Source organism: Micromonospora sp. GCM10011542 (assembly GCF_042650685.1).
Taxonomy (GTDB): Bacteria; Actinomycetota; Actinomycetes; order Mycobacteriales; family Micromonosporaceae; genus Micromonospora.
On sequence record NZ_JBHSBO010000020.1, the window covers coordinates 1 to 20034 of the forward strand.

At 72.5% G+C, this 20034-nt stretch carries 15 protein-coding genes and 1 tRNA gene; 5 read left to right on the forward strand and 11 right to left on the reverse strand.

Annotated features, from left to right (window positions below):
* Positions 1 to 42 precede the first annotated feature (42 nt).
* The 11 genes from ACFOW4_RS06125 to ACFOW4_RS06175 all read right to left on the reverse strand — a co-directional run bounded on the left by ACFOW4_RS06125 (position 43) and on the right by ACFOW4_RS06175 (position 9508).
* Positions 43 to 321, reverse strand: coding sequence for a hypothetical protein (locus tag ACFOW4_RS06125; protein ID WP_377525285.1), 279 nt, complete (start codon positions 319 to 321; stop codon positions 43 to 45).
* The gene (locus tag ACFOW4_RS06130; RefSeq protein WP_377525286.1) at positions 303 to 812 is read right to left on the reverse strand and encodes a DUF4913 domain-containing protein; all 510 of its coding nucleotides are present in this window, start codon (positions 810 to 812) and stop codon (positions 303 to 305) included. Before ACFOW4_RS06130 ends, ACFOW4_RS06125 begins: the two co-directional genes overlap by 19 nt.
* Positions 809 to 1945 (reverse strand): hypothetical protein, encoded by a 1137-nt coding sequence (locus ACFOW4_RS06135; protein ID WP_377525288.1) that lies wholly within the window; start codon positions 1943 to 1945, stop codon positions 809 to 811. The genes ACFOW4_RS06130 and ACFOW4_RS06135 overlap by 4 nt, the downstream gene beginning before the upstream one ends.
* Before the next feature lie 18 nt (positions 1946 to 1963).
* On the reverse strand, positions 1964 to 3094 hold the full coding sequence (locus tag ACFOW4_RS06140; RefSeq protein ID WP_377525289.1) for a relaxase: 1131 nt from the start codon (positions 3092 to 3094) through the stop codon (positions 1964 to 1966).
* Between the two features lie 304 nt (positions 3095 to 3398).
* Positions 3399 to 3824 (reverse strand): hypothetical protein, encoded by a 426-nt coding sequence (locus tag ACFOW4_RS06145; RefSeq protein WP_377525291.1) that lies wholly within the window; start codon positions 3822 to 3824, stop codon positions 3399 to 3401.
* An 866-nt stretch (positions 3825 to 4690) separates the two neighbouring features.
* Positions 4691 to 5158 (reverse strand): hypothetical protein, encoded by a 468-nt coding sequence (locus ACFOW4_RS06150; RefSeq protein ID WP_377525292.1) that lies wholly within the window; start codon positions 5156 to 5158, stop codon positions 4691 to 4693.
* A gap of 225 nt (positions 5159 to 5383) precedes the next feature.
* On the reverse strand, positions 5384 to 7441 hold the full coding sequence (locus ACFOW4_RS06155; protein WP_377525294.1) for a hypothetical protein: 2058 nt from the start codon (positions 7439 to 7441) through the stop codon (positions 5384 to 5386).
* Positions 7442 to 7812: 371 nt separating this feature from the next.
* Positions 7813 to 8052, reverse strand: a complete 240-nt coding sequence (locus tag ACFOW4_RS06160) for a hypothetical protein (protein WP_377525295.1) — start codon at positions 8050 to 8052, stop codon at positions 7813 to 7815.
* On the reverse strand, positions 8053 to 8832 hold the full coding sequence (locus ACFOW4_RS06165; RefSeq protein ID WP_377525297.1) for a tyrosine-type recombinase/integrase: 780 nt from the start codon (positions 8830 to 8832) through the stop codon (positions 8053 to 8055). It lies immediately after the preceding gene.
* Positions 8829 to 9167: an AbrB/MazE/SpoVT family DNA-binding domain-containing protein gene (locus ACFOW4_RS06170; protein ID WP_377525299.1), complete on the reverse strand. Its 339-nt coding sequence runs from the start codon at positions 9165 to 9167 to the stop codon at positions 8829 to 8831. Before ACFOW4_RS06170 ends, ACFOW4_RS06165 begins: the two co-directional genes overlap by 4 nt.
* A gap of 254 nt (positions 9168 to 9421) precedes the next feature.
* Positions 9422 to 9508, reverse strand: a tRNA-Leu gene (locus tag ACFOW4_RS06175).
* 234 nt (positions 9509 to 9742) lie between these two features.
* On the opposite strand from ACFOW4_RS06175, the gene ACFOW4_RS06180 reads away from it, so the two are divergent.
* The 5 genes from ACFOW4_RS06180 (at position 9743) to ACFOW4_RS06200 (ending at position 20033) form a co-directional block, all read left to right on the forward strand.
* Positions 9743 to 12433 (forward strand): tetratricopeptide repeat protein, encoded by a 2691-nt coding sequence (locus ACFOW4_RS06180; RefSeq protein WP_377525301.1) that lies wholly within the window; start codon positions 9743 to 9745, stop codon positions 12431 to 12433.
* 151 nt (positions 12434 to 12584) lie between these two features.
* Entirely contained in the window at positions 12585 to 15209 is a 2625-nt protein-coding gene (locus ACFOW4_RS06185; RefSeq protein ID WP_377525302.1) for a fibronectin type III domain-containing protein, read from the forward strand.
* A gap of 29 nt (positions 15210 to 15238) precedes the next feature.
* Positions 15239 to 16234, forward strand: coding sequence for an AAA family ATPase (locus ACFOW4_RS06190; RefSeq protein ID WP_377525304.1), 996 nt, complete (start codon positions 15239 to 15241; stop codon positions 16232 to 16234).
* A gap of 14 nt (positions 16235 to 16248) precedes the next feature.
* Positions 16249 to 17481, forward strand: a complete 1233-nt coding sequence (locus tag ACFOW4_RS06195) for a DUF58 domain-containing protein (protein ID WP_377525306.1) — start codon at positions 16249 to 16251, stop codon at positions 17479 to 17481.
* A gap of 62 nt (positions 17482 to 17543) precedes the next feature.
* Positions 17544 to 20033, forward strand: a complete 2490-nt coding sequence (locus tag ACFOW4_RS06200) for a transglutaminaseTgpA domain-containing protein (protein WP_377525308.1) — start codon at positions 17544 to 17546, stop codon at positions 20031 to 20033.
* Position 20034: the final 1 nt, after the last annotated feature.

The following is a 20034-nucleotide window of genomic DNA, read 5'->3' on the forward strand; positions in this document are numbered from 1 at the left end:
CCGACGCCTCGACGACGAACTCAACCAGAAGTAGCCCTCCAGTTACCCAACACTCTCTGAGGGGCCGATGCCGTGCAGCTCCATCAGGGTAGAGCCGCAGGCGGCCACCAGCTCCTTGAGGTCCTTCTCCGCCGCCTTGATCTTCTTGTCGATCCCCTCGAGTTCACTGATCAGCTCGACGGCGAGGCGGCGTTTGGTCTTGCCCACGATGTCGCGGGGTTTGACCGTGGCGATCAACGCGCGGGCCTGTAGCGCGGACAGGAACTTCTTCGCCCCGCCGGGCAACAGTCTCCGATGCGATGTCAGTCCCACCAGCTCCACCAGTTCTCGGGCGCGGGCTCGGCCGCCACTTCGGGTGATGAGCAGTGTCGCGCCACGCCAAGGTCGCCGCTCGCAGCGCAGTTGCGGAACGGCCCGTCGTCGCCGTACAGGATGGGCAGCTGGTGGTCGAGCTCTCGCAGCCAGGGCAGCATGCCGGTCATCTGCAGGCGGGCCTGTTCCCAGCCGTACCAGAGGGCGGTCAGCCGGGTGACCGCTTCGTCGTGGCGCCACCACTGCTCGCACCAGTGCCAGCGAGTCATGCCGACCTCACCGACCGCGCGCGGGAAGGTCGGCAGCAGGTACATGCCCAGCCACTCCTCGACCGTCGAGTACAGCGGCGGCTGGTCGCCGCCGTTACCAGCGTGGCCGCGTTCGGCTTGAGCCTGCTGGAGGTCGGCAACCTGCTTCGTCAGTCTTGCCAACTCAGCGGCAAGCTCGCCGAGTTGGGTTGCCGCGTCGTTGGGGACCTGATGAGACGTGGCGGCGGTCATCGCGCTCTGCCGCGCATCTGCACTGTGGTGGCCGCTGCGGGTCGCTTGGCGGCGACGGCCGCGTCGACCTTGGGCACGCGAAGCTTCGGGAAGGCCTGCGTCCAGGCGGGTGCCGCGACCACCTCAGCGTGGTGGACTGAGGCGGTGACGGTGTTGTGGTCAGCGTTGTCGTCGTGCACCACGCTCGCCGTCTGCCCGATCGCGTGTGCCTCGGCCGACGTACGCGGATTGTCCAGCGTCCCGCCGTTCCGGACTCCCTCACCGCGCTCAGCGGCAGCTCTGCCTTGTATGACGCGGGCAAGGGCTTCCTCCACGTGACTGTGCGCGACGCGGATCCCTTCGACGGGCCGTCCGTCCGTGTCGCCGGTCCTGATGGCCTGGCTCATCTCCGTCGCGAGGTCGCGAAGGAGCTGCACGGGTTCACCGGCGGGGAGTTTGCCAGTGGCACGCCACTGGCGCTGTAGCTCGTCGAGAGTTTCGGGCCGTACGTGTTCCGCCAGCGTCATGGCCTCCTGCCGGACAGCGGCGTCGAAGTCGTCGACCTGCCCGTGGCCGCCCGATAGCAGGGCGGCGGGCCCTTCAGGCGTGATCCCCGCCCGGCCGGGCGTACCTCGGTGGGCGCGAGCGCCGTGCTGGCGGTAGCCCGAGCGGGCGTCGTTCTCCCACACCTCCCGGGCGGCGGCGCGCATGGCTTCAGGGATCGCGCTGCCGGCTTGCCTGTGGCGTGCGTAGGCGGCCATCAGGTCCGGGCGGAACTGGCGTAGCCTTTGCTCGGCGAACTCTGCTGCCCGCCGGGCCACAGGGTCGGTGCTGGCGTGGATCGTCGCGGTCCGCCAGACGGCGGCGGCCTCGGCAAAGGTGGCCTTGTTGACCACCCAGCCGCCGTCGAGCGCCGCTGCCATTCGCTCGCGGTCCACGCGCACCTTGGCGGCCAGTCGGTCGGCCTCACGGCGGGCTGCCGCGGCGGCCTGGTCGCGTTGGGCCTGGCGTTCGCGATCCGCTGCCTTCTTCTGGATGCCGACGGCTGCCCAGCGGGCGCCAGCTTCGCCGACGGTTGCCATGGTGGCCAGCCCTTGCAGGAACTGCTGGCGGGTCTCGGCCATCGGGTCCTCGTGTTGCTGCGGGTGCGGCACGTGCACCTCCTCGCCTGCTCAGCGGCCACGTCCAGCGCGTCGGCCGCCTCCCACTGTCGGTTCGGGTCTGGGCGTGGCAGTTAGCGGTAGCGTTACCGTCGGTTGCCGGCCACCCGCTACCATTCGCAGGGCATCGGCGGCGGCTCGGGCGGCCTCGGCCTGGTGGAGCCGCTGCTGGGCCTTCCGCAGCTGCTCGAGAGTGTCGGCCAGGCGGGCCAGGTCCATCACCAGCGCGAGCGCGGCGATGGTGTCGTCGTCGCCGGAGAGGCGGCCCATCAGCGCCACCAGCCGCGACATGGCGCGCATCTCCTGGCAGCGGCTGGTGGACCGAGGGACCCGCCGGTACAGATCCCGGGCCGCCCGGTCGAAAACCTCGGCTGCCCGGTGCAGCGGCCCGCGCCGGTCACCCTCCATCACGTACGCCAGGCTGGTGAGCAGGTCCGCCGCGGCGACCGCGGTGGCCTGCGCCCGTTCAGGCTCGGTACGGGCGGCACGGCGGATGTCGTCGGCGGCCGCAGTGGCCACCTTGGCGGCTTGACGCATCGCCTCGACACGCTCGCTGCGGCCGACCGTCGGTGTCGCCGGCGGCGGTACCGAAATTTCCCAGCGCAGCCGCAGCTTGGGCAAGGTCATGTCGGGCGCCAACCGGCCCCCGCCGAAGTACACGGGCCGTCCGCTGGCGGTGCCGGCGCCGGGAAGGGCAACCGCGTACCCGGTAATCATCTGGGCGTCGGTGCTGCTGCGTCGAAGTCGGACTAGCACCCCTGCCTCACGTAGCCCGACGAAGAACTCCTCCTCCGAGCCGGCTGCAGCCACTGCCCTACGTACGCGACGGCGTAGCTCGTCCCGTGGCGTTTGGGGGCGGCCGGTACGACGGGCCTTGCTGACCTCGACCGGGTGGGCACGGCGGTGAGCGGTACGGTCAGCCGGCGGGACCCGGCGGTGCAGGTCATAGCGGCGGGCGACGTTGTAGGTGGCCTTGACGCAGCGCGGATAGTCGTTGCGCATCCAGTTGGTGCGGCCGTCCTCCCGCACCAGCGTGGCGACGATGTGCACGTGATCGTCGGCATGTCGCATGGCGATCCACCGCAGTCCCAGATCGGTGGCGGCGGTGGCAACGCCGACCTCGGAGAGCATCTGCTCCGCCATGCTCGCCCAGGTCGAGTCGCTGATAGTGCGGCGCCGGTCCTCGGCGCGAGCCGCATGCTGGCGTGCCAGACGAACTTGCTCGGCGGCCGGTCACCCGCGCGGACCGGTTGCTCCAGCAATGCCGTCAGCGCGCGCAAGTCCCGCTTGCCGCCGGCGGTGACCTTCGGCTCCAAGTCGATCAGAGGACCCGCGCCGTCCCAGGCTGCCACCAGGCGGGGGCTCACATGTTCCTCCGCCTTGCCCGGGCCCCAGAGGTAGCGCAGCAGCCCGCCGACCCGCGAGCCGCGCCGGTGCACCCGGGTAATCACCGCAGCTTCCTGTCAACCAGAGAGATCACCTCGTCGAGCCGGGCCACGGCGCCCGCACACAGCCGGACGGCGTCAGCAGCCCAGTCGGGCAGCTGGCCGGTGGCGTTGAACGTCGCCGCGGCCTGATTGACGTTGTTGCCGAACATCGCTACCGCCCGACGGGCGGCGAACAGCTCGTGTTGCAGGTCGCGCAGGTCACCATTCACGCCATTGGGCACCTGGCCGGCGGACGCGGCGGCGACGGCCGCCTTCGCCGCGTAGCCCGTTGGAGTCAGCTGTGCGGCCGCAGCCGCATCCTCGATCGCGGCCTTCTCCTCATCGGATAGCCGGAGCAACACCGCGTGCGGGCGGGCCGGCCGACGATGGGCACGGTGTCGTACCTTGCTGGGCCGTGCCGGCTGATTGCTGTTCATCGCCGCCACTGTGCACCCTGGGTGTTGCCGATGGCGCGAGCATCCGGGGCTACCAGCGCCGGCCGGGCTGTCGGCGTACGGGTTTCGCATGCCCAGTCGCGTACGAAGGAGCGCGCCCAGTCCGCCGAACCGGCCCACGCCCATCGGGACATTAGGAAGACTTCGACATGGATCAGTTGGGGCGAGGTCTGCCGTCGTGGCCTGGGGAGGCCAAGCTGGCGCTCAAGCGACTTGCCGGCGTCGATGCGGTTCTCGGCGAGCGCGGCGGTAGTGGTTCGGGACCAAGCCGACCCGCACCGCAGCCGCGCAGCGGCGAGGAGCGGAAGCGGCGCGGTAGTAGGGGTAGTCCGGCTGCCTTCACGCCGACGATGCGCGCCGGGCTGAGTCTTGGGTGGGGAGGAGGCTGGCCTCGTTCATCCGTAACTACCTGGCCACGCTCAACCGTACGCCGACACGGCCGACGCGGTGGGCGCGGCCTCGCCTTCATTGCCAATCTGCGACCGCGCCCGGTCGCAGATCGATAAGCAATGGCCATATCTTGCTTCAGCAGTGCGGGTTCGGTCCGATGCAGCACGCCGCGTTCAGCTCTCATGTCAGGGCCAGCGGTGCCGGCTTGCATGGACGCCCGATAGAGGTTTGGAGCTGCGGGTCTCCACGAGTAGTCGCGCTGTCCGTCTCGCGCACGCTGCTTGCCACCACCGTCGGCGTGGCTCGCAGCGCACCAGTCAAATTCAGGTGGCCCTGCCGCCAAGAATACGGGCACGCCCGCACTACACCCGAACAGCGGCAGACCAGCGCACGCGCTGGCAGAGGTCAGACAGCCTAAGCTTGCTCCAGTCCGTCCATCGCCGCATAGGCTTCTCGAAGCCGGTTAGTCACGTCGACTGCTCCATCAAGGCCAGCACGGATCTGACCCACTGTGATCCGGTGGCCCGCGACCCACGGGCTCGCTTGCGCATCGCCCTAACGTGGTCGTCAGGAACCTCGACCGCCTGCTCGATGTCGTAGGTGACGCTGTTCAGTATGACAAAGACGCAGGCGTGGAAGCTCCAGCTCCGAAATGGCGAGTAGACGTGCGTACGCCGGCTGCCGGGCTCGATGACGCGGCACTTCACCTGTAGCAGAGTGCCGTCTGCCGCACGAACGTCCCAGCTCTTCTCCGACTGTGGCGCAAGGCGGCCTCCGTAGGCTATTGCAACGACGGACTCGGCCAGGTCACCAGCAGGGGCGTTGCGCGACCTAACAACGCCACGCTGGATCAGCTCAGTGAGGATCCGAGAGTAGAGCCCGAGCAGTTGCCGGACTCTCATCGAGCCGAGATCAGGGTCGGTAGCCGCTTGCACGGCGCGACGGTACACCCGTGCTGCATACGAGCACACGTCTGAACCCGCTCGGCGGCAAATGAGTGAGCCGGGCACGGAATCAGAGATACGTGAGGCTGGCGCGTCTTCAGGCGCTTGCCCACATGAACGAGGGTAGACCCGTTCGCTCGACGGAGGGATCGCTCGTCGCGCTCGTGTGCCTTATCGAGCTAATGACTGATCACCTGTCCAGCGCGGGGGCTCGCGTCAGATGCGCTGCAACCGGCCCAGGGCCATGCCGAGACCGGCAAGCCGGCGCATGACATTGGACGGGGCGTCCGCCAAACGGTAATGCGGCCCGTCCTGGACGGCGCCGCGGACGAGGTCGTGCGTCAGCAGCTGGAGGCACTCGTCGATCGCGGCTTTTGTGGGTCGGGGGTTCATCGACCTGAGGGCGTACGAGATGTTCTCCCGGCTGATCGCGCCGCCCTTGAGCGGTTCCTCGTCGTTGGCCTCCTTGTACAACAGCTCCATCAGACAGGTAATGAGATCGCTCGATCGTTCGGCGCCGTTGTACTGCTCCTCGATGTCGGTGAGGTCGTCACCGGTCCGCTCGAACAGCACGCGGAGTTCGGTTAGGGTGAGTGGACTGATCTGGTGCCGACTGAGCAGGGCTGCGAGGTCGTCGACGGTCAGCAGCGTGAAGCCGTTGTTGACTGCCCAGTCTCGGATGCGGCCGCCGAAGCCGGGACCGACGACCAACCCGTAGTCGGCGAGGTGCTTACGCTGGTGGTCCTTGAGCGCGTCAAACTTGATGCTGTTTTCCGCGACCATCCCGGCGGCCGAGGACTTCACCTCGACGATGGCTTGGTACCGCTCGGCTGCGGCGAGCTCGGCTGTCAACAGCACGTCCGTCCGGCCGCTGCCGCCGAGATGCTCCGCGCGGAACCCGAGGAAGCGGAACGCGGTCGCCACGGCTGCCTCGAACTCCTCGCTCGCGTCGCTGCGGTAGGCGCATGCGCGTAGTTGACCCGCGAGCGTCTCCGCGGTGGCGGGCGGGTCGTCGGCGTTGACGGCTTCCTCGTCGGGGGCTCCGTCGGCGCGTTCGCCGAGCGGCTCCAACAGTGGCAGCTCAGCGGCCAGCAAGCGACCCAACTCGGTGGTGCGGTATCGCATCCAGTCGATCCGCTCGACTAGGCCCGCGTCACTTAGGAAACCCAGTCGGGTCCGCACCTCGGCGTCGGACAGGGGTTGTCCGTACTGCTCCTTGGCGATGCGGACCAGCTCACCAACCGGCGTCGCGGCGTCGGCGTGGCCGAGCATCTCGGCGACGAACGCGTAGCGGGTGTGCAGGTAGCGGACCAGATCGATCTCGTTGCCCAGCTCGAGGAGGCCGGAGAACTCGGCGGAGACGCCGTAGCGTTGGAACGCGACGAGGTCGATGGCACCGAGATGCCGGAAGCTGTGCAGCGTAGAGCTGAACGAGCTCTTCTTCATCCCGAGCCTGGCGTTGCAGCGTTCGAAGAACTCCTCGGCGGTGGCACCGCCGCCGAGGATGTCGCACACTGCCTTGACCGACTCGATGAGCGACTGGCCGGCGCCCGCTTCGTCGCGGCCCCGAGCGTTGCGTCCGCGCGGGATATATCCGATAAGCGACTTGCGCCCTCGCAGGGCCAAGGGAGTCAGTTCGCGGATCCGCCGGGCGACCCAGTCGGCTGGCTCCGGCAGCTCGGCCTCGTCGAGCCGGGTGAAGGGCGGAGTCTTCGCAGCTTCGTCGGGAGGCGTCAGGATGGCCTCGCCGAGGAACGCTTCGCCGGAGGTGGTCAGCACGTATCTGTTTCCCCAGCGCTCGACCAGCCCGAGGGCGGTGAGCCAGGTAATCCGCCGATGAATTTGATCGGGGCTGGTCCAGAACAGGCCGAAAGATTTCGCCTTTTCGAGCAGATCAGCCCGCGCATGGGTCTCCGGCAGCGCTTGGAGCAGCTCGCCGAAGAATTTCACCCGGCCCTGCAGATAGACCGCGAGCGACCGGGAGGATTCGTCAGCCAGCCATGACGAGGCGGCCGCCGCGGGCACCCAGACGCCGTCCCCACGTCGCGACACCAGGCCCATGGCGGACAGCTGGCGCTTGCAGACCTCATCGAGATCTGCGTCGACGCTCGCTCCGTTCGCCCGCACGAGGCTGACCTGCGTACCGGGACCGGCGGGAAGGCTTTCAAGGACGACGCGGAGAGCGGCGAGGAGGTTGTCGCGCTTGCCCGGCAGTGCGCCGATGGTTTGTGAACGCTCGGCCCACGGCTTCCGCTCCGACGACACGGGATCCATGGGCACGAAGCGTACGGCTGGGGTACGACACAGGGCCGTGTGGTCAGCCGGTCCGAGCATCGGTCAGCACACCGTCCAGCTCTAGCCCTCCCGGCCCGTCCAGACCAGGTTTCCATCGGCTCGCCAGCGGCGTCGCGCAACTCGGCCTCGTCGCCACTGGGCGTGTCGGCTCACCGTCGGCCGGGATGCCCGATGGGCCGCAGATCCGGATGGCCGCCAGTCGGCACAGCAGCCCCTGGAGCAGCTGCGCCGCCAGCCCAGCGGGCAGGAAGCACCAGACCACCCTGCAAGATTTCAGCACTGCTACGAAGTAGCTCCCGCTGGTGGGCCTGAACGTCACAGCCCAGGCCCACCCGCCAGTCGGTACTGGCTCAGGCCAGGGGATGAGGCTCGTTGGTCAAAGCCGCTAGCGCGGCGGCGACCTCCTGCAGACTGGCCCGGACGTACGTTGTGGTGGTGCCGGCATCGCTACCGCTGTCTGTATGCCCGGCGTACGCACGCGCGACGGCGTAGCCGAAGTTCCGCTCGACCCACGTCAGCGTCGTGTGCCGCAGCCAGTGGGTGCTGATCTGCTGGACGTACACCCACGGCAGGTGCTCACCGATGCGCATTCACAGATGGTCGTAGCGCCGGTACGTGATCGGCTGCCCGTTGCGGTAACGCAGCAGCTGCCCCGTTCCCGCCGCCTGGCGTTCCTCGGCATGCTGCTGAAGATGCCTCATCAGCGTCGGTGACACCGGCTGCCACCGCACCGTGTCGCCCTTCTCCCGCAGCAGGATCAGGCACTGGTCCGGGTCCAGGTCGACCGGCCGCAGGGCCAGCGCACCGCCCCGGCGGCACGCCGTCTCGGTGTGCAGCCGCAGCAGCAGGCTGTCCAGCGCCGGGTCGTCGCCCGTGCTGGCGGCGGCGGCGTTGATCTCCGCCAACCTGCTGTCGGCCACCGCTCGCCTGGTGCTCGGGAGGCGCCGCGGCTTGGCCACCTTGAGTGCGGGGTTGTCCGCCGCGGCGACGTACCCGTCGGCCACGGCCCGCTTGTACAGGCACCGCAGTGCGGCGATCAGATGCTCCGCCGCACTTCGTCCGCCCCGCGCGTTACGCCGGGCCATGACGTGCGTCTTGGTGTACTCGGCGAGCTGCTCGATCTCCGACGGTGTCGGCTCGTCGAGCCGCCGCTGCCCCCAGTGCTCCAGGACTCGCTTCCAATACGAGCCGTACGCTCGTCGCGTACCGTCGCTAACCGCCGCCGAGACGACCGGCACGTACTCGGCGAACGTCGGCGCTGGTGGACGGTCCGACGCCGCGTCGACGAGATCGGCCGGCGAGATCCCCATCCGCGCCAGCAACAACCGCGCGGCGTCCAGCTCCGCTCGGCCGACGATGGTGTCACTCATGCCTCACCACCGCGCAGCAGGTCTGCGTGAACCGCCACGACCATCGCGTCGAGGGCGGCAGGTGGATACACCACGAGCAGGCCGTCGACGGGGTTGGCGGACAGGAACACGCGGTCGCCGGCGGTGAGCCCGCACCAGTGCCGGGCAGGCGCCGGTAGGTGGAGATGGCCTTGTCCCGTGACAGTGAAGACGCCCTGCCGGTCCAGCCGCACGACGATGACTCCGGAGCCCTCGCGGATGTGAAGCCGCGTGCCCGGCCCCCATCCGAGGGCCCGAATGATCGCGCGGTCGGCGATCCGGCCACTGTTGTCGAGAGCAGCCAGGCCGTACACCATCCTGCCGGCGCGTGGCGTCGGTAGCACCGGCAGGGGCAATGGCGGGCGGCGAGTGGCTCCACCACGTGGCCGATGCGGGCTCTGCTCCCGATCCGACAGCCTCACGGGAGGGATGACGGGAGCCACAGAACGATCAACCACGACAACCGCCCCCGATCGAGACAGGCTCGGTCGAGGGCGTCGCTGAGATGAGATTTGCGTGGTCAAGCGTGCTTGACCACCAGTACGCGAAACACAGCATGGATGCTGCAATTTGGTGTCCGAGGGGGGACTTGAACCCCCACGCCCTATACGGGCACTAGCACCTCAAGCTAGCGCGTCTGCCATTCCGCCACCCGGACCTACTCGTTCAGCCTACCTCGCCGACCTGGGTGATCTTTCCACCCGTTGGCCGGCCCGGCGGGCCGCACGGGGAGTTACTGTACACGCCGCTGGTGGATCATGCACATCGCCTTCCGGCGCCGCCGCGAAGACGGCAGAGCCCCTGCTCAGGCCGGCTCCGGAGCACCCGGGTGGCTCCGACAGCGGGTGTGTCTGGGTAGCGGCCAACGGCCATCGGACGGCAGCATTGCCACGTGCCCCATCCCTCTCCCCTGGCAGCCGTCCAGCACCGGGCCCTCGCCCTGCGTACCGCGGGCGACCTCACCGCCGCCCGGCAGCTGCTCACGGAGGCCGTCGGATCCGCCCGCCCTCCCTACGGCGCGGATCATCCGGAGGTGCTGCACACCGCACACCTGCTCGCCCGCCTGCACCGCGAGGCGGACGATCCACTCGCCGCCCGGCGGGTGCTCGAGGAGGCTTTCACCGCGGGTGAGCGGCGCTGGGAGCACGCCAACCCGGTAATGCTCGCCATCGCCTTCGAGCTCGCCGAGGTGGCCGAGGAGCTGGGCAACCGGCACGAGGCCCGCCGCAACTACACCCGCGTCGCCACCACCGGGCCCGCCGCGCTCGGCGCGCAACACCCGGCGGTACGCGCCGCACGCCGCTACCTCGGCTACGCCGCTTCCGGCGCGGACGGGCCGGAAGCGCAGCACGGCACCCCCTCGGGTCGAGACACGCGCACCGCCGGGTCCGGCCCGAGGGATGCGGCACCGGCCGTGCAGTCAGCGCTGTCCGGGCCGACGCTTTCCCTGTCGACCCTGGCCGCGATGCGGCCGTCGTCGGACGGGTCACCCCCGGCGGCGTCGCCGTGGGCTCCGCAGGCGCCGGCCGCACCCGTGCCACCCCCTCCCGAGGTACGCCCACCCGCCGCGCCGCCGCCGCCTGCCGTGGACGCCTCGACGGCGCCCGGCCTCTCCCCCGGTGCGCGGACGGCGCAGGCTCAGTCGGTGCCGCCGGCGGCACCGGTGGCGCGACCGCTGCCCGGGCCGCCCGTACCGCCTCGTCGGCGGAGCGGCGGTCAGCCGGCGGACCTGACCCGACCTCCGGCGGGCCCGGCCGGGCCGCCGCGTCAGCGCACGGACGCCGAGCCCGGGGGCCCGTTCCAGTCGGCCGCTGACGCGCCCCCGGTTCCGCCTGCTCCGCAGCGCGCTCCCGCACCGCAGACGTCGGCTCCGCGATGGGACGACCCCACCATTCAGGTGCAGCAGATCGAACCTCTGCTGGCCGAGGAGGCGGCTCGATCCAGGGCCAGCACGGCGGGCCGGACCGGTCCGGCGACGCCGGGCGGTCCGTCGGTGACGGACACCGCGAGCGGTCCGGCGCACCCGGTCGGCGGCCCGCCCCAGCCTGTCAGCGCCCCGCCGGGTCCTGTCCACCCCGTGTCCGCTCCACCGGGCTACCCCGGGTCCGTTCCGGTGCGGCCCGGCCACCCCGAGCCAGTCTCCGGACCACCCAGCCACCTCCAACCCGTCTCCGGCCCGCCCGGCTACCAACAGCCGATCTCAGCGCCCCCCGGCCACACCCAGCCCGTCTCCGGACCACCGGGCTACGGACCACCCGTCTCCGGGCCGCCGGTCGTTCCGCCGCCGGTGAGCGCGCCGCCCGGGCATTCCTGGTACCCGGTGAGCGGTCCACCGGGCACCTTCCCGCCGGTCAGCGGTCCGCCCGGCCCACCGCTGCCGGTCAGCGCGCCGCCGGTCATTCCGCCGCCGATCAGCGCTCCGCCCGTACCCCCGTGGGGGTTGACGGCTCCGCCGTGGAGCAGAACGGCGCCGCCGCGGCCGCTACCGGTCGCGGACCAGGCCGCTGGCGACGAACCGGCGAGCCCGCCGCAGGTCGGCCCCCGACCCGACCGGAACGCCGGGCTCGACGTCGTCGACGCCACGCCGGCGCCGCTTCCAGCCGTGGGCGGGCAGGGCAGCGGCCCGGTGCCGCCCGGTCCCGCCGGCCGGTTGCCGCTCGGCGCGCAGCCGGACGTCGGCTCGGCCCAGCCGGATCAGGCCACGACGACGTTCCCGCCGGTTCGCGAGCCGGCCGCGGATCCGGCTCGCGCGAACCACGCCGGGCCGGTTCCGGGTCCTCGACAGCCGGCCGACAACGCGGCACCGGCCCCGGTCGAGCCGGCGGTGCCGCCCACCTGGCGGCCTGGTGCCGACCCGGCGCCGGCCGGACCACCTCGGGCCGACGCGTACCCGGCGTCGACCGGGGAGGGTAAGGTCGGCCGACAGCCGAATGGGCCCGCCGGGTCGGACCCGTACGGCCCGGGGGTCGGTGTGCCGGTGGTGTACCCGCCGGTCGCTGCGATGCCGGCCGCGCCGGATCCGTACCCCGGTCGGCAGTCGTACCAGCCGTACCCGGCCCAGGTGTATCCGGGCCAGGAGGCGCACCCGCAGGCGTCGGCACCGCCGTACGGGGAGGCGGCTGAGTCACGGTCGGCGGGTCGGAACCGGGCGGCGGTGCTCGGCGCGGTCGCGGCGGCCGGGGTGGCGGTGGTCGCGGTGGCGGGGCTGGGCGTGGTGGTGCTGAACCGCGACGATTCGCCGCCGCCGGCCCCGGCGTCGACCCTCGCCGTGCCGTCGGCCCCGGTGACTGCGGCGGGACCTCCGCCGGGTGACCTGAGGCTGCGGGACGACGCGGCCACGATCACGCTGACCTGGACCGATCCGACCGGAGGGGCGGTGCCGTTCATGGTCGCCGGTGGTCGGGCCGGTCAGGCGCTCGGGGTGATCGCCACGGTGGACCCGGGCCGGACCAGCCACACGGTGAATGGATTGAACTCGCGTGTGGACTACTGCTTCACGGTGCTGGCGGTGTACTCCACCGACAGTTTCGCCACCTCGGGGCAGGTCTGCACCGAGCGGGAACGGGCCACGCCGCCGAGCTGACCTGGGCGTCCACAACGCACACGCTCGGTATCCACAGGGGTGACCGTGCGGGTTTCCCCGCCACTGGGCGGGCCATATGATGGCACCCGGCTCAGGGGAGGGGTCGCCGCCAGGCGTGCCACCTGCCACGACTCAGGGGAGGCAGCCGGCTGTGGCCAGCATCGACGACGCCGTGGGGACTGGCACTCCCCGTTCCCGCTCCCGGTGGCGCGGCGGGCTGGTGACGGTCGGCACGGTTACCGCGCTGCTGGCCGCGATGGGCCTGACCGTCCTCGGCCTGGGCGCCGCGGACAACGCGGTGGCCAACTACGACGCGAGTTCCTGGTTGTGGAGCGCGGCGCGCAGCGAGCTGGCCCGGGTCAACGGCGTCACCGCGCGGGTCGACACCCGCACCGAGGTTCCCGGCGCCCGCCGGCACCCGATGCAGGTAACCCAGACCGACCGTCTTCTCATCCTGCGGGACCTGCAGACCGGGCAGGTCAGCTCGCTCGACCTGGCCACCCTCCAGCTCACCGCGACCACCCGGACCACCCCCGGTCTCGGTGTGAGTGTCGCCCTGCACGAGGACGCCGCGTTCGTCGTGGACGCCGTGCAGGGCATCGTGCGGCAGCTCGACCCCCGCTCGTTGGCCCCGGTCGGCGAGCCGGTCCGCTACCCGCCGGGCATCACCGGGGGCACCTTCGACGGCGAGGGTCGGCTCTGGATCGCGGTGCCCAGCGAGGGCACCGTCTCGGCGGTGACCGCAGCGCGGCTGCCGTCCGCGCCGGCGTCGGCCGCTCCCGCCGGTGGTGGGCTCAGCCCCGAGCGGGTCGAGACGTACGACGTCGCCGAGGCCAGCCACGAGCTGGTCGTCTCCAGTCTGGACGACGGGGTGGCCGTACTCGACCGCACCGCCGGGACGTTGGTGCGGGTGCAGCGGGGCCAGGTCCTCACCACGCCGCTGAGGCTGACCGGCCCGGGCGCGCTGCCGGCTCGCACCAGCGGGCCGCGGGTGCCGGTGACGGTTCCCGGCGAGCGACGGGTGCTGGTGGTGGGTGCCGCCGGCGAGGAGCGGACGTTCACCGTGCCGGGCGACGGCGACCGGCTCAGCCCGGCGGTGGCCTGGGCGGACCGGTTCTACTGCGCCGACGAGGCGACGGGCACCATCTACTCCTTCGACGCCGGTGGTCAACTGGTCGACACCATCCGCGGCAGGGCGAACGGGCCGCTGGAGCTGGAGGTCCGGGAGAACCACCTGTTCATCAACTCGCCCGACGCGGCGACCGCGCGGGTGGTGGACGACAAGCACCAGGTGCGCGAGGTCGACAAGTACGCCAACGACGTGCTCGGCGGCGACCCACCGCCTGCTCCCCCGCCGCCGCCCCCGCCGAAGAAGCCCCGGGTGGGCAAGCCCAGCGCGCCGCGCAGCGTCACCGCCGCCGCCGGCAACGCGCAGGCCCGGGTGAGCTGGCGACCGGCGTCCCCGAACGGCGCCGAGATCATGAAATACGTGGTGGAGGGCGCCGGTCAGCGCCTGGAGGTGGGCGCCAACCAGCGCGCGGTGGAGGTCAAAGGCCTGACCAACGGCGAGACCTACCGGTTCTCGGTGCACGCCGTCAACGCCAAGGGCGACGGTCCGGCACGCACCAGCAACCCGGTGACCCCGACCGCCGCGGTGCCCGACCCGCCGGCCAGCGTCACCGCGCAGGAACGACCCGACGGCACGGTGCTGGTGAAGTGGCCGGCCGCCAACGGGCAGGGCAACACCATCGCGAAGTACGCCGTGACGGCCAGCTCGGCGGGGACGAACGCCCCGGCGGGCGAGTCGACGAAGACCGAGCTGGTGGTGCCGGCCGGCGAGCTGGAGTTCGGCACGCAGTACGCGTTCACCGTGGTGGCGGTCAACGACAGGGGTGCCGGCTCGGCGGCCTCCCCGGTCAGCAACACCGTGGTGCCCTACGCGGCGCCCGGGCGTCCGGTGGACCTGCGGGCCAGCACGGTCGCCAACCAGCCCGGTGCGGTGACGGTGCAGTGGTCGCCGGCCGAGGCGAACGGACGGCCCGTGACCAAGTACCTGGTGGACGTGGGTGGGCGCAGCAGCGAAGTGACCGAAACCCGCACCACCGTCACCGGGCTGGGCAACGGCCAGAACGTCACGGTGAAGGTCAAGGCGGTCAACGAGGCCGGCCCGGGCCCGGAGGCGACCGCCACCGCCCGCACGGTCGCCGAGCCGCGGGTCACGGTGACCGGCTCGTCGGCGACCGCCACGTCGGCGACGGTCACGTTCACCGTGGACGCCGGCGGCGGTCAGGCCACCTGTTCGGTGAGCACGCCGGGCGAGCCGGCGAAGGCCGGGCCGTGCTCCAGCATCACGGTGCCGGGCCTGACGCCGGGCACGAAGTACACGTTCACGGTGACCGCGAGCAACGCCGCCGGCAAGGGCACCGCCACCCGGGCGCAGGCGACCGACGCGCTGTACGGCATCGCCACCTGCAACAACGGCGCCTCCGGCCCGGAGGCGACCTACTGCGACAGGGACGTGTCCGGCCGCAACGGCAACGAGGTCTTCTCGGTGACCCGACAGGACAACGACAAGCAGGTGGGCTGGGCCAAACCCGGCAGGCGGCTGAAGGCGTACTGCAAGAAGTCGGGCGAAGAGGTCTACGCCTACATCTACAACAAGGACAAGCGCAGCACCTGGTGGGTGCAGGTCGAGTTCGAGGGGAAGAACTACATTCCCTGGGCCTGGCTCAACCTGGAGGGCGGCGACAACATCAACGTCCTGCCCACCTGCTGAACCGCGTCAGGCAAGGAGCACCGCCGACCGTGAACACCCACGAGCCGCTCACCCAGCCGGAGGTGCAGGGCTTCGCCGCCATGGCCGCCCGGCTGGCCGAGAACGTCAACGCGGTGGTGCTCGGCAAGCCGCAGGTGGTCCGGCTGGCGCTGACCGCGCTCTTCGCGCAGGGTCACGTGCTGTTGGAGGACGTGCCCGGGGTCGGCAAGACCACGTTGGCCCGGGCCATCGCCGCCACCGTCAAAGGGCAGTGGCGGCGGATCCAGTTCACCCCCGACCTGCTGCCGTCCGATGTGTCCGGGGTGACCATCTTCAACCAGGCGACCCGCGAGTTCGAGTTCCACCCGGGGCCGGTGTTCGCCAACATCGTCATCGCCGACGAGATCAACCGGGCGTCGCCGAAGACCCAGTCGGCGCTGCTGGAGGTGATGGAGGAGCGCACCGTCACCGTCGACGGGGTGCGGCACCCGGTGCCGGCGCCGTTCCTGGTGGTGGCCACCCAGAACCCGGTGGAGATGGACGGCACCTACCGGCTGCCCGAGGCGCAGCTGGACCGCTTCCTGGTCAAGCTCTCCGTCGGCTACCCCGACGAGGCGGTCGAGGTGGAGGTGCTGCGCGGGGCGACGGTTCGCTCCCCCGAGGCGCTCGCCCCGGTCACCGACACCGCCACCGTCGGGGAGATGGTGCGGATGGCCCGCCGGGTGCACATCGCCGAGCCGCTCTACGCGTACGCGGTCCGGCTGGCCGCCGCGACCCGGACCCACCCGCAGGTACGGGTCGGGGTCAGCCCCCGGGGCGTGATCGCGCTGACCCGGGCGGCGTGCGCGTATGCGCTGACCGACGGCCGGGGGTGGATCATGCCGGAGGACCTGAAGGCGCTGGCCGAGCCGGTGTTCGCGCACCGGCTGCTGCTCACCCCCGACGCCCAGGTGCGCGGCGTGACCGCCCCGGAGGTGCTGCGCCAGGCCATCGCCTCGGTGCCGGTACCCCTGCCGTCGGGCCAACCGGCCCCGGTGCAGGGCTGACCGGCAGCACCGGCGTGGGGATCACCGCCCGGGGAATCGGGCTGCTCGTCGCCGCCGTCGTGCTGCTCGGCGTGGGTTTCCGGTTCGCGTACCCCGAGCTGACCCTGCTCGGCGCAGCGGCCGGCGCCGCCGTCTGCTACGCCGCGCTCACCGCCGCCTGGCGGCCCCGACTGACCGTCAGCCGCCGGGCCGACCCGGACCGGGTGGCCCGCGGCGAGGCGGCCAGCATGACGCTGACCGTGCGCAACACCGGCCGGCTGCGCTCGGCGAACCTGCTCGCCGAGGATCGGTGCGGTGACCGGGCGGTGCCGGTGCCGCTGCTGCGTCTGCGGCCCGGGCGGGACACCGAGCTTCGCTACGACGTGCCGACCTACCGTCGCGGGGTGGTGCCGGTCGGGCCGCTGCGGGTCACCCGGCGGGACCCGCTGGGGCTGGTGGCGCTGGCCCGCCCGTACGGCGACACCGTTCCGGTCTGGGTGCATCCGCGCATCCACCCGATGTCGGCCGTCCCCACCGGTGCGGGGCGAAGCCTCGACGGCCGGGTGGACGGGGTGCCGCACGGTTCGATCACCTTCGACTCGTTGCGGGAGTACGTGGTCGGTGACGAGCTGCGCCGGGTGCACTGGCGGACCAGCGCGCGGGTGGGCGAGCTGATGGTGCGGGAGAACGTCGACACCAGCCTGCCCCGGATCGTGGTGCTGCTGGACAACCGGTCCGCCGCCCACCCCGGGCGGGTGGCCGGGACGGCGGAGTCCTTCGAGTCCGGCTGCGAGGCGGCGGCGTCGATCGTCACCGCCGCGCACCGCGACGACCTGCCGGTGCTCCTGCTGCTGGTCGCCCCGGAACCCGTCGACACCGCCGCGTCCTCCGACGTGCCGGGCCGTGGGTCGCGGGCCGGCGGCGCGGCGACGAGCCTGGGCGGCGGCGACCCGGTGGGTGGGTCCGGCGGCGGGCCACTGGACCGACTGGCGGCGGCCGAGTTGTCGGCCGACGACGAGGCGCTGCGCGCGGCCACCACCCGGCTGCGGCAGGAGCGTCTCGGCGACACGTTGATCTTCCTGACCGGGCCCGGTGGCCGGGCCGAGCTGGGGCACGTCGGCGCGCTGCGTGGCGCGTACCAGTCGGTGGTGGTCGGGGTATTTGGCGCGCCGGAGCCGACGCCGGCGGGCGCGGCGGGCCTGGTGGTCATCGACGCGACCGACGGCGCGCAGTTCGCCGCGGAGTGGGACGGGGTACGCCGATGGTGACCGGAGCGAGCCCGGGGTCGCCCGGAGTAGCCGGCGCGACCGCGCAGGTCAGCCCCCCGAGATTGAGCGGCCCGGACGGTTCCGGCGGTCCGGGCGGTCCGGGCGCGGGCGGTGGGGCGGTGGGGCGCACCGGCGGCGGGCTGGTGGGGCGGGTGCTGCGGGCGGTGGTCGTCCCGCTGACGCTGATCGCGCTCACCGGGCTCGCCGGGGTGGTGCTCGGCCGGGTGTACGCCGGTGGGCTGCTGACCCGGCTGGTCCTCGGCGCCGCGGTCGGGTCCGTGCTGGTCAGCGTGGCCGCCCGGCGGCTGCCCTCCTGGCTGGTCGCCCCGGTGTCGGTGGCGGCGATGGCCGGCTGGACCCTGTGGTCGCTACGGCTCGCCGCGACCCGCGCCGAGCTGCCCGGTGGCCTGCTGGAGATCACCGCGGACGCCGCGCGCAACGGCATCCCGCGGCTGCTCACCGCGATGATCCCGGTCGAGCCGACGCCGGACACGGTGCTCGTGCCGGTGGTCGCCGCGTGGCTGGCCGGGCTGGCCGGCGCGGAGGTGGCGCTGCGGGCCGGCCGGGTCCTGCTGGGCTACCTGCCGGCGGCGGGGCTCTACGCCGCCGCCCTCTACGTGGTCGGCCCGAACGCGGAGCCGGCGATCGCGGCCACGCTGGCGTTCGTCGCGGTCGCGGCGGTCGGCCTGGCGGCGCCCACCTGGCCGCCGCCCGCCGGCGGCGATCCGATGAGCGGCCTGGCCCCACGGGTACGCGCCGCGGTGCGGATCCGCCTCGCCGCCACCGCCGCCGTCGGGGTGGCCCTGGTGGTCGGGCTGGTCGCCCTGCTCGGCCCGGTGATCGCCGGCCAGGTCGACGGCCGGCCGGTGGACCCCCGCCGGTACGTGGAGCCGCCGCAGGTCCAGACGCTGGACGAGAACCCGCTGATCCGCATCTCCGGCTGGGCGCTGCACCCGGAGCAGAAGCTGCTCGACGTGACCACCGTCCGCGGCGGCGCCCCGCCGGACGCACCGGCCGCCAGCACCGGCCCGAACGGGCAGCGCGGCGGAAGCGCCGGGCCGGACGGCCGTACCGGCACCGAGCCGGACGGCGGTACCGGCGACGGGCCGGACGGGTCCGGCAGTCCCGGGGCGGCGGATGGCAGCGGTGGGAGCCTGCGGATCCGGCTGGCCGTGCTCAGCGACTACGACGGGGTGACCTGGCGCGTCGGCGCGACGTACCGCAACGCCGGACGGATCCTGCCGGCCTCCGCGCCCGCGCCGAACAGCGCGGTGGAGACGATCCGGCAGCAGATCACCGTGGCCGACCTCAGTGGTCGGCTGCTGCCCGCGGTGGCCACGCCCCGGGAGGTCAGTGGCGCCCGGGTGGCGTACGACCCGGCGACCGGGACGCTGATCCGGCCGGAGGGACTGACCCCGGGGCTGCGGTACACGGTGACGTCGGCCCGGGAACGCCCGGACAGCAACCTGCTGGCCACCGCCAACGTGCCGGCCGGCGACGAGGTGGCCCGGGTGCTGCGGGTGGCCGACGGGGCACCCGACCCGCTGCGCCGGCTCGCCGCGCAACTCGCCGAGAAGAACGGCGCCCCGTACGCGCGGGCCACGGCGATCGAGCAGTTCCTGGCCGAGCACTACCGGGTGGTGGCGGACGCGCCGAGCGGCCACGCGTACCCGAATCTCGGGTTCTTCCTCTTCGGACCGCGCAACGCCGGTGGGCAGCGTGGCACCTCGGAGCAGTTCGCCGCGGCGTTCGCGGTGCTCGGCCGGCTCTCCGGGCTGCCGACCCGGGTGGTGGTGGGCTTCGAGTCCACCGGGCAGGGTCCGGTGCGGGCCGGCGACGCGTACGCATGGCCGGAGGTGCTCTTCGACGGCCTGGGTTGGGTGTCGTTCGACCCGCTGCCCCGCCCCGACAACGAGCCAAGGCCGGTGGAGGAGGACTTCCGTCCCACGCCGGACGACCCGCCGCCGTCGGAGGCGCCGGAACCGACCGTGGAGCCGACCGCGTCGCCGGAGCCGGTGGCCGCGCCCGCCGGTCCGGCCGACGCCGACGGCGTACCGACCCCGGTGCTGGTGGCCGGGGGCAGCGGTGGGCTGCTGCTACTGGTGGGGGCGCTGCTGCTGACCCTGCTGGCGATGCGCCGGTCACTCACCCGTGCCCGGTTGGAGCGGGGCGACCCCGGTCAGCGCATCGCCGGCGCCTGGCGGGAGGTCACCGACGCGCTGCGGCTGGCCGGGCGGCCGGTCGGCGGTGATCTGGCGGCCACCGAGGTGGCCCGGCACGCCCGGCAGGCCCTCGCCGACGCCCGCGCCCGCACCGGGCCTGGACCGGCCGCTGACCGGTCCACGCCGGACGACCTCGGCGACGGTGTCGGCGAACTGGCGGACCTGCTCAACCAGGTGGCCTTCGCGCCCGGCGCCACCACGCCCACCCAGGCGGACCACGCCGCCGCGCTCGCCAGCGCCTACACGGGCACGTTACGCGCCGCCCGCCCCTGGTGGCGCCGCCTGCTCTGGTCCACCCACCCCGCGCCGCTGCGCAACCGCCGCTCCTGAC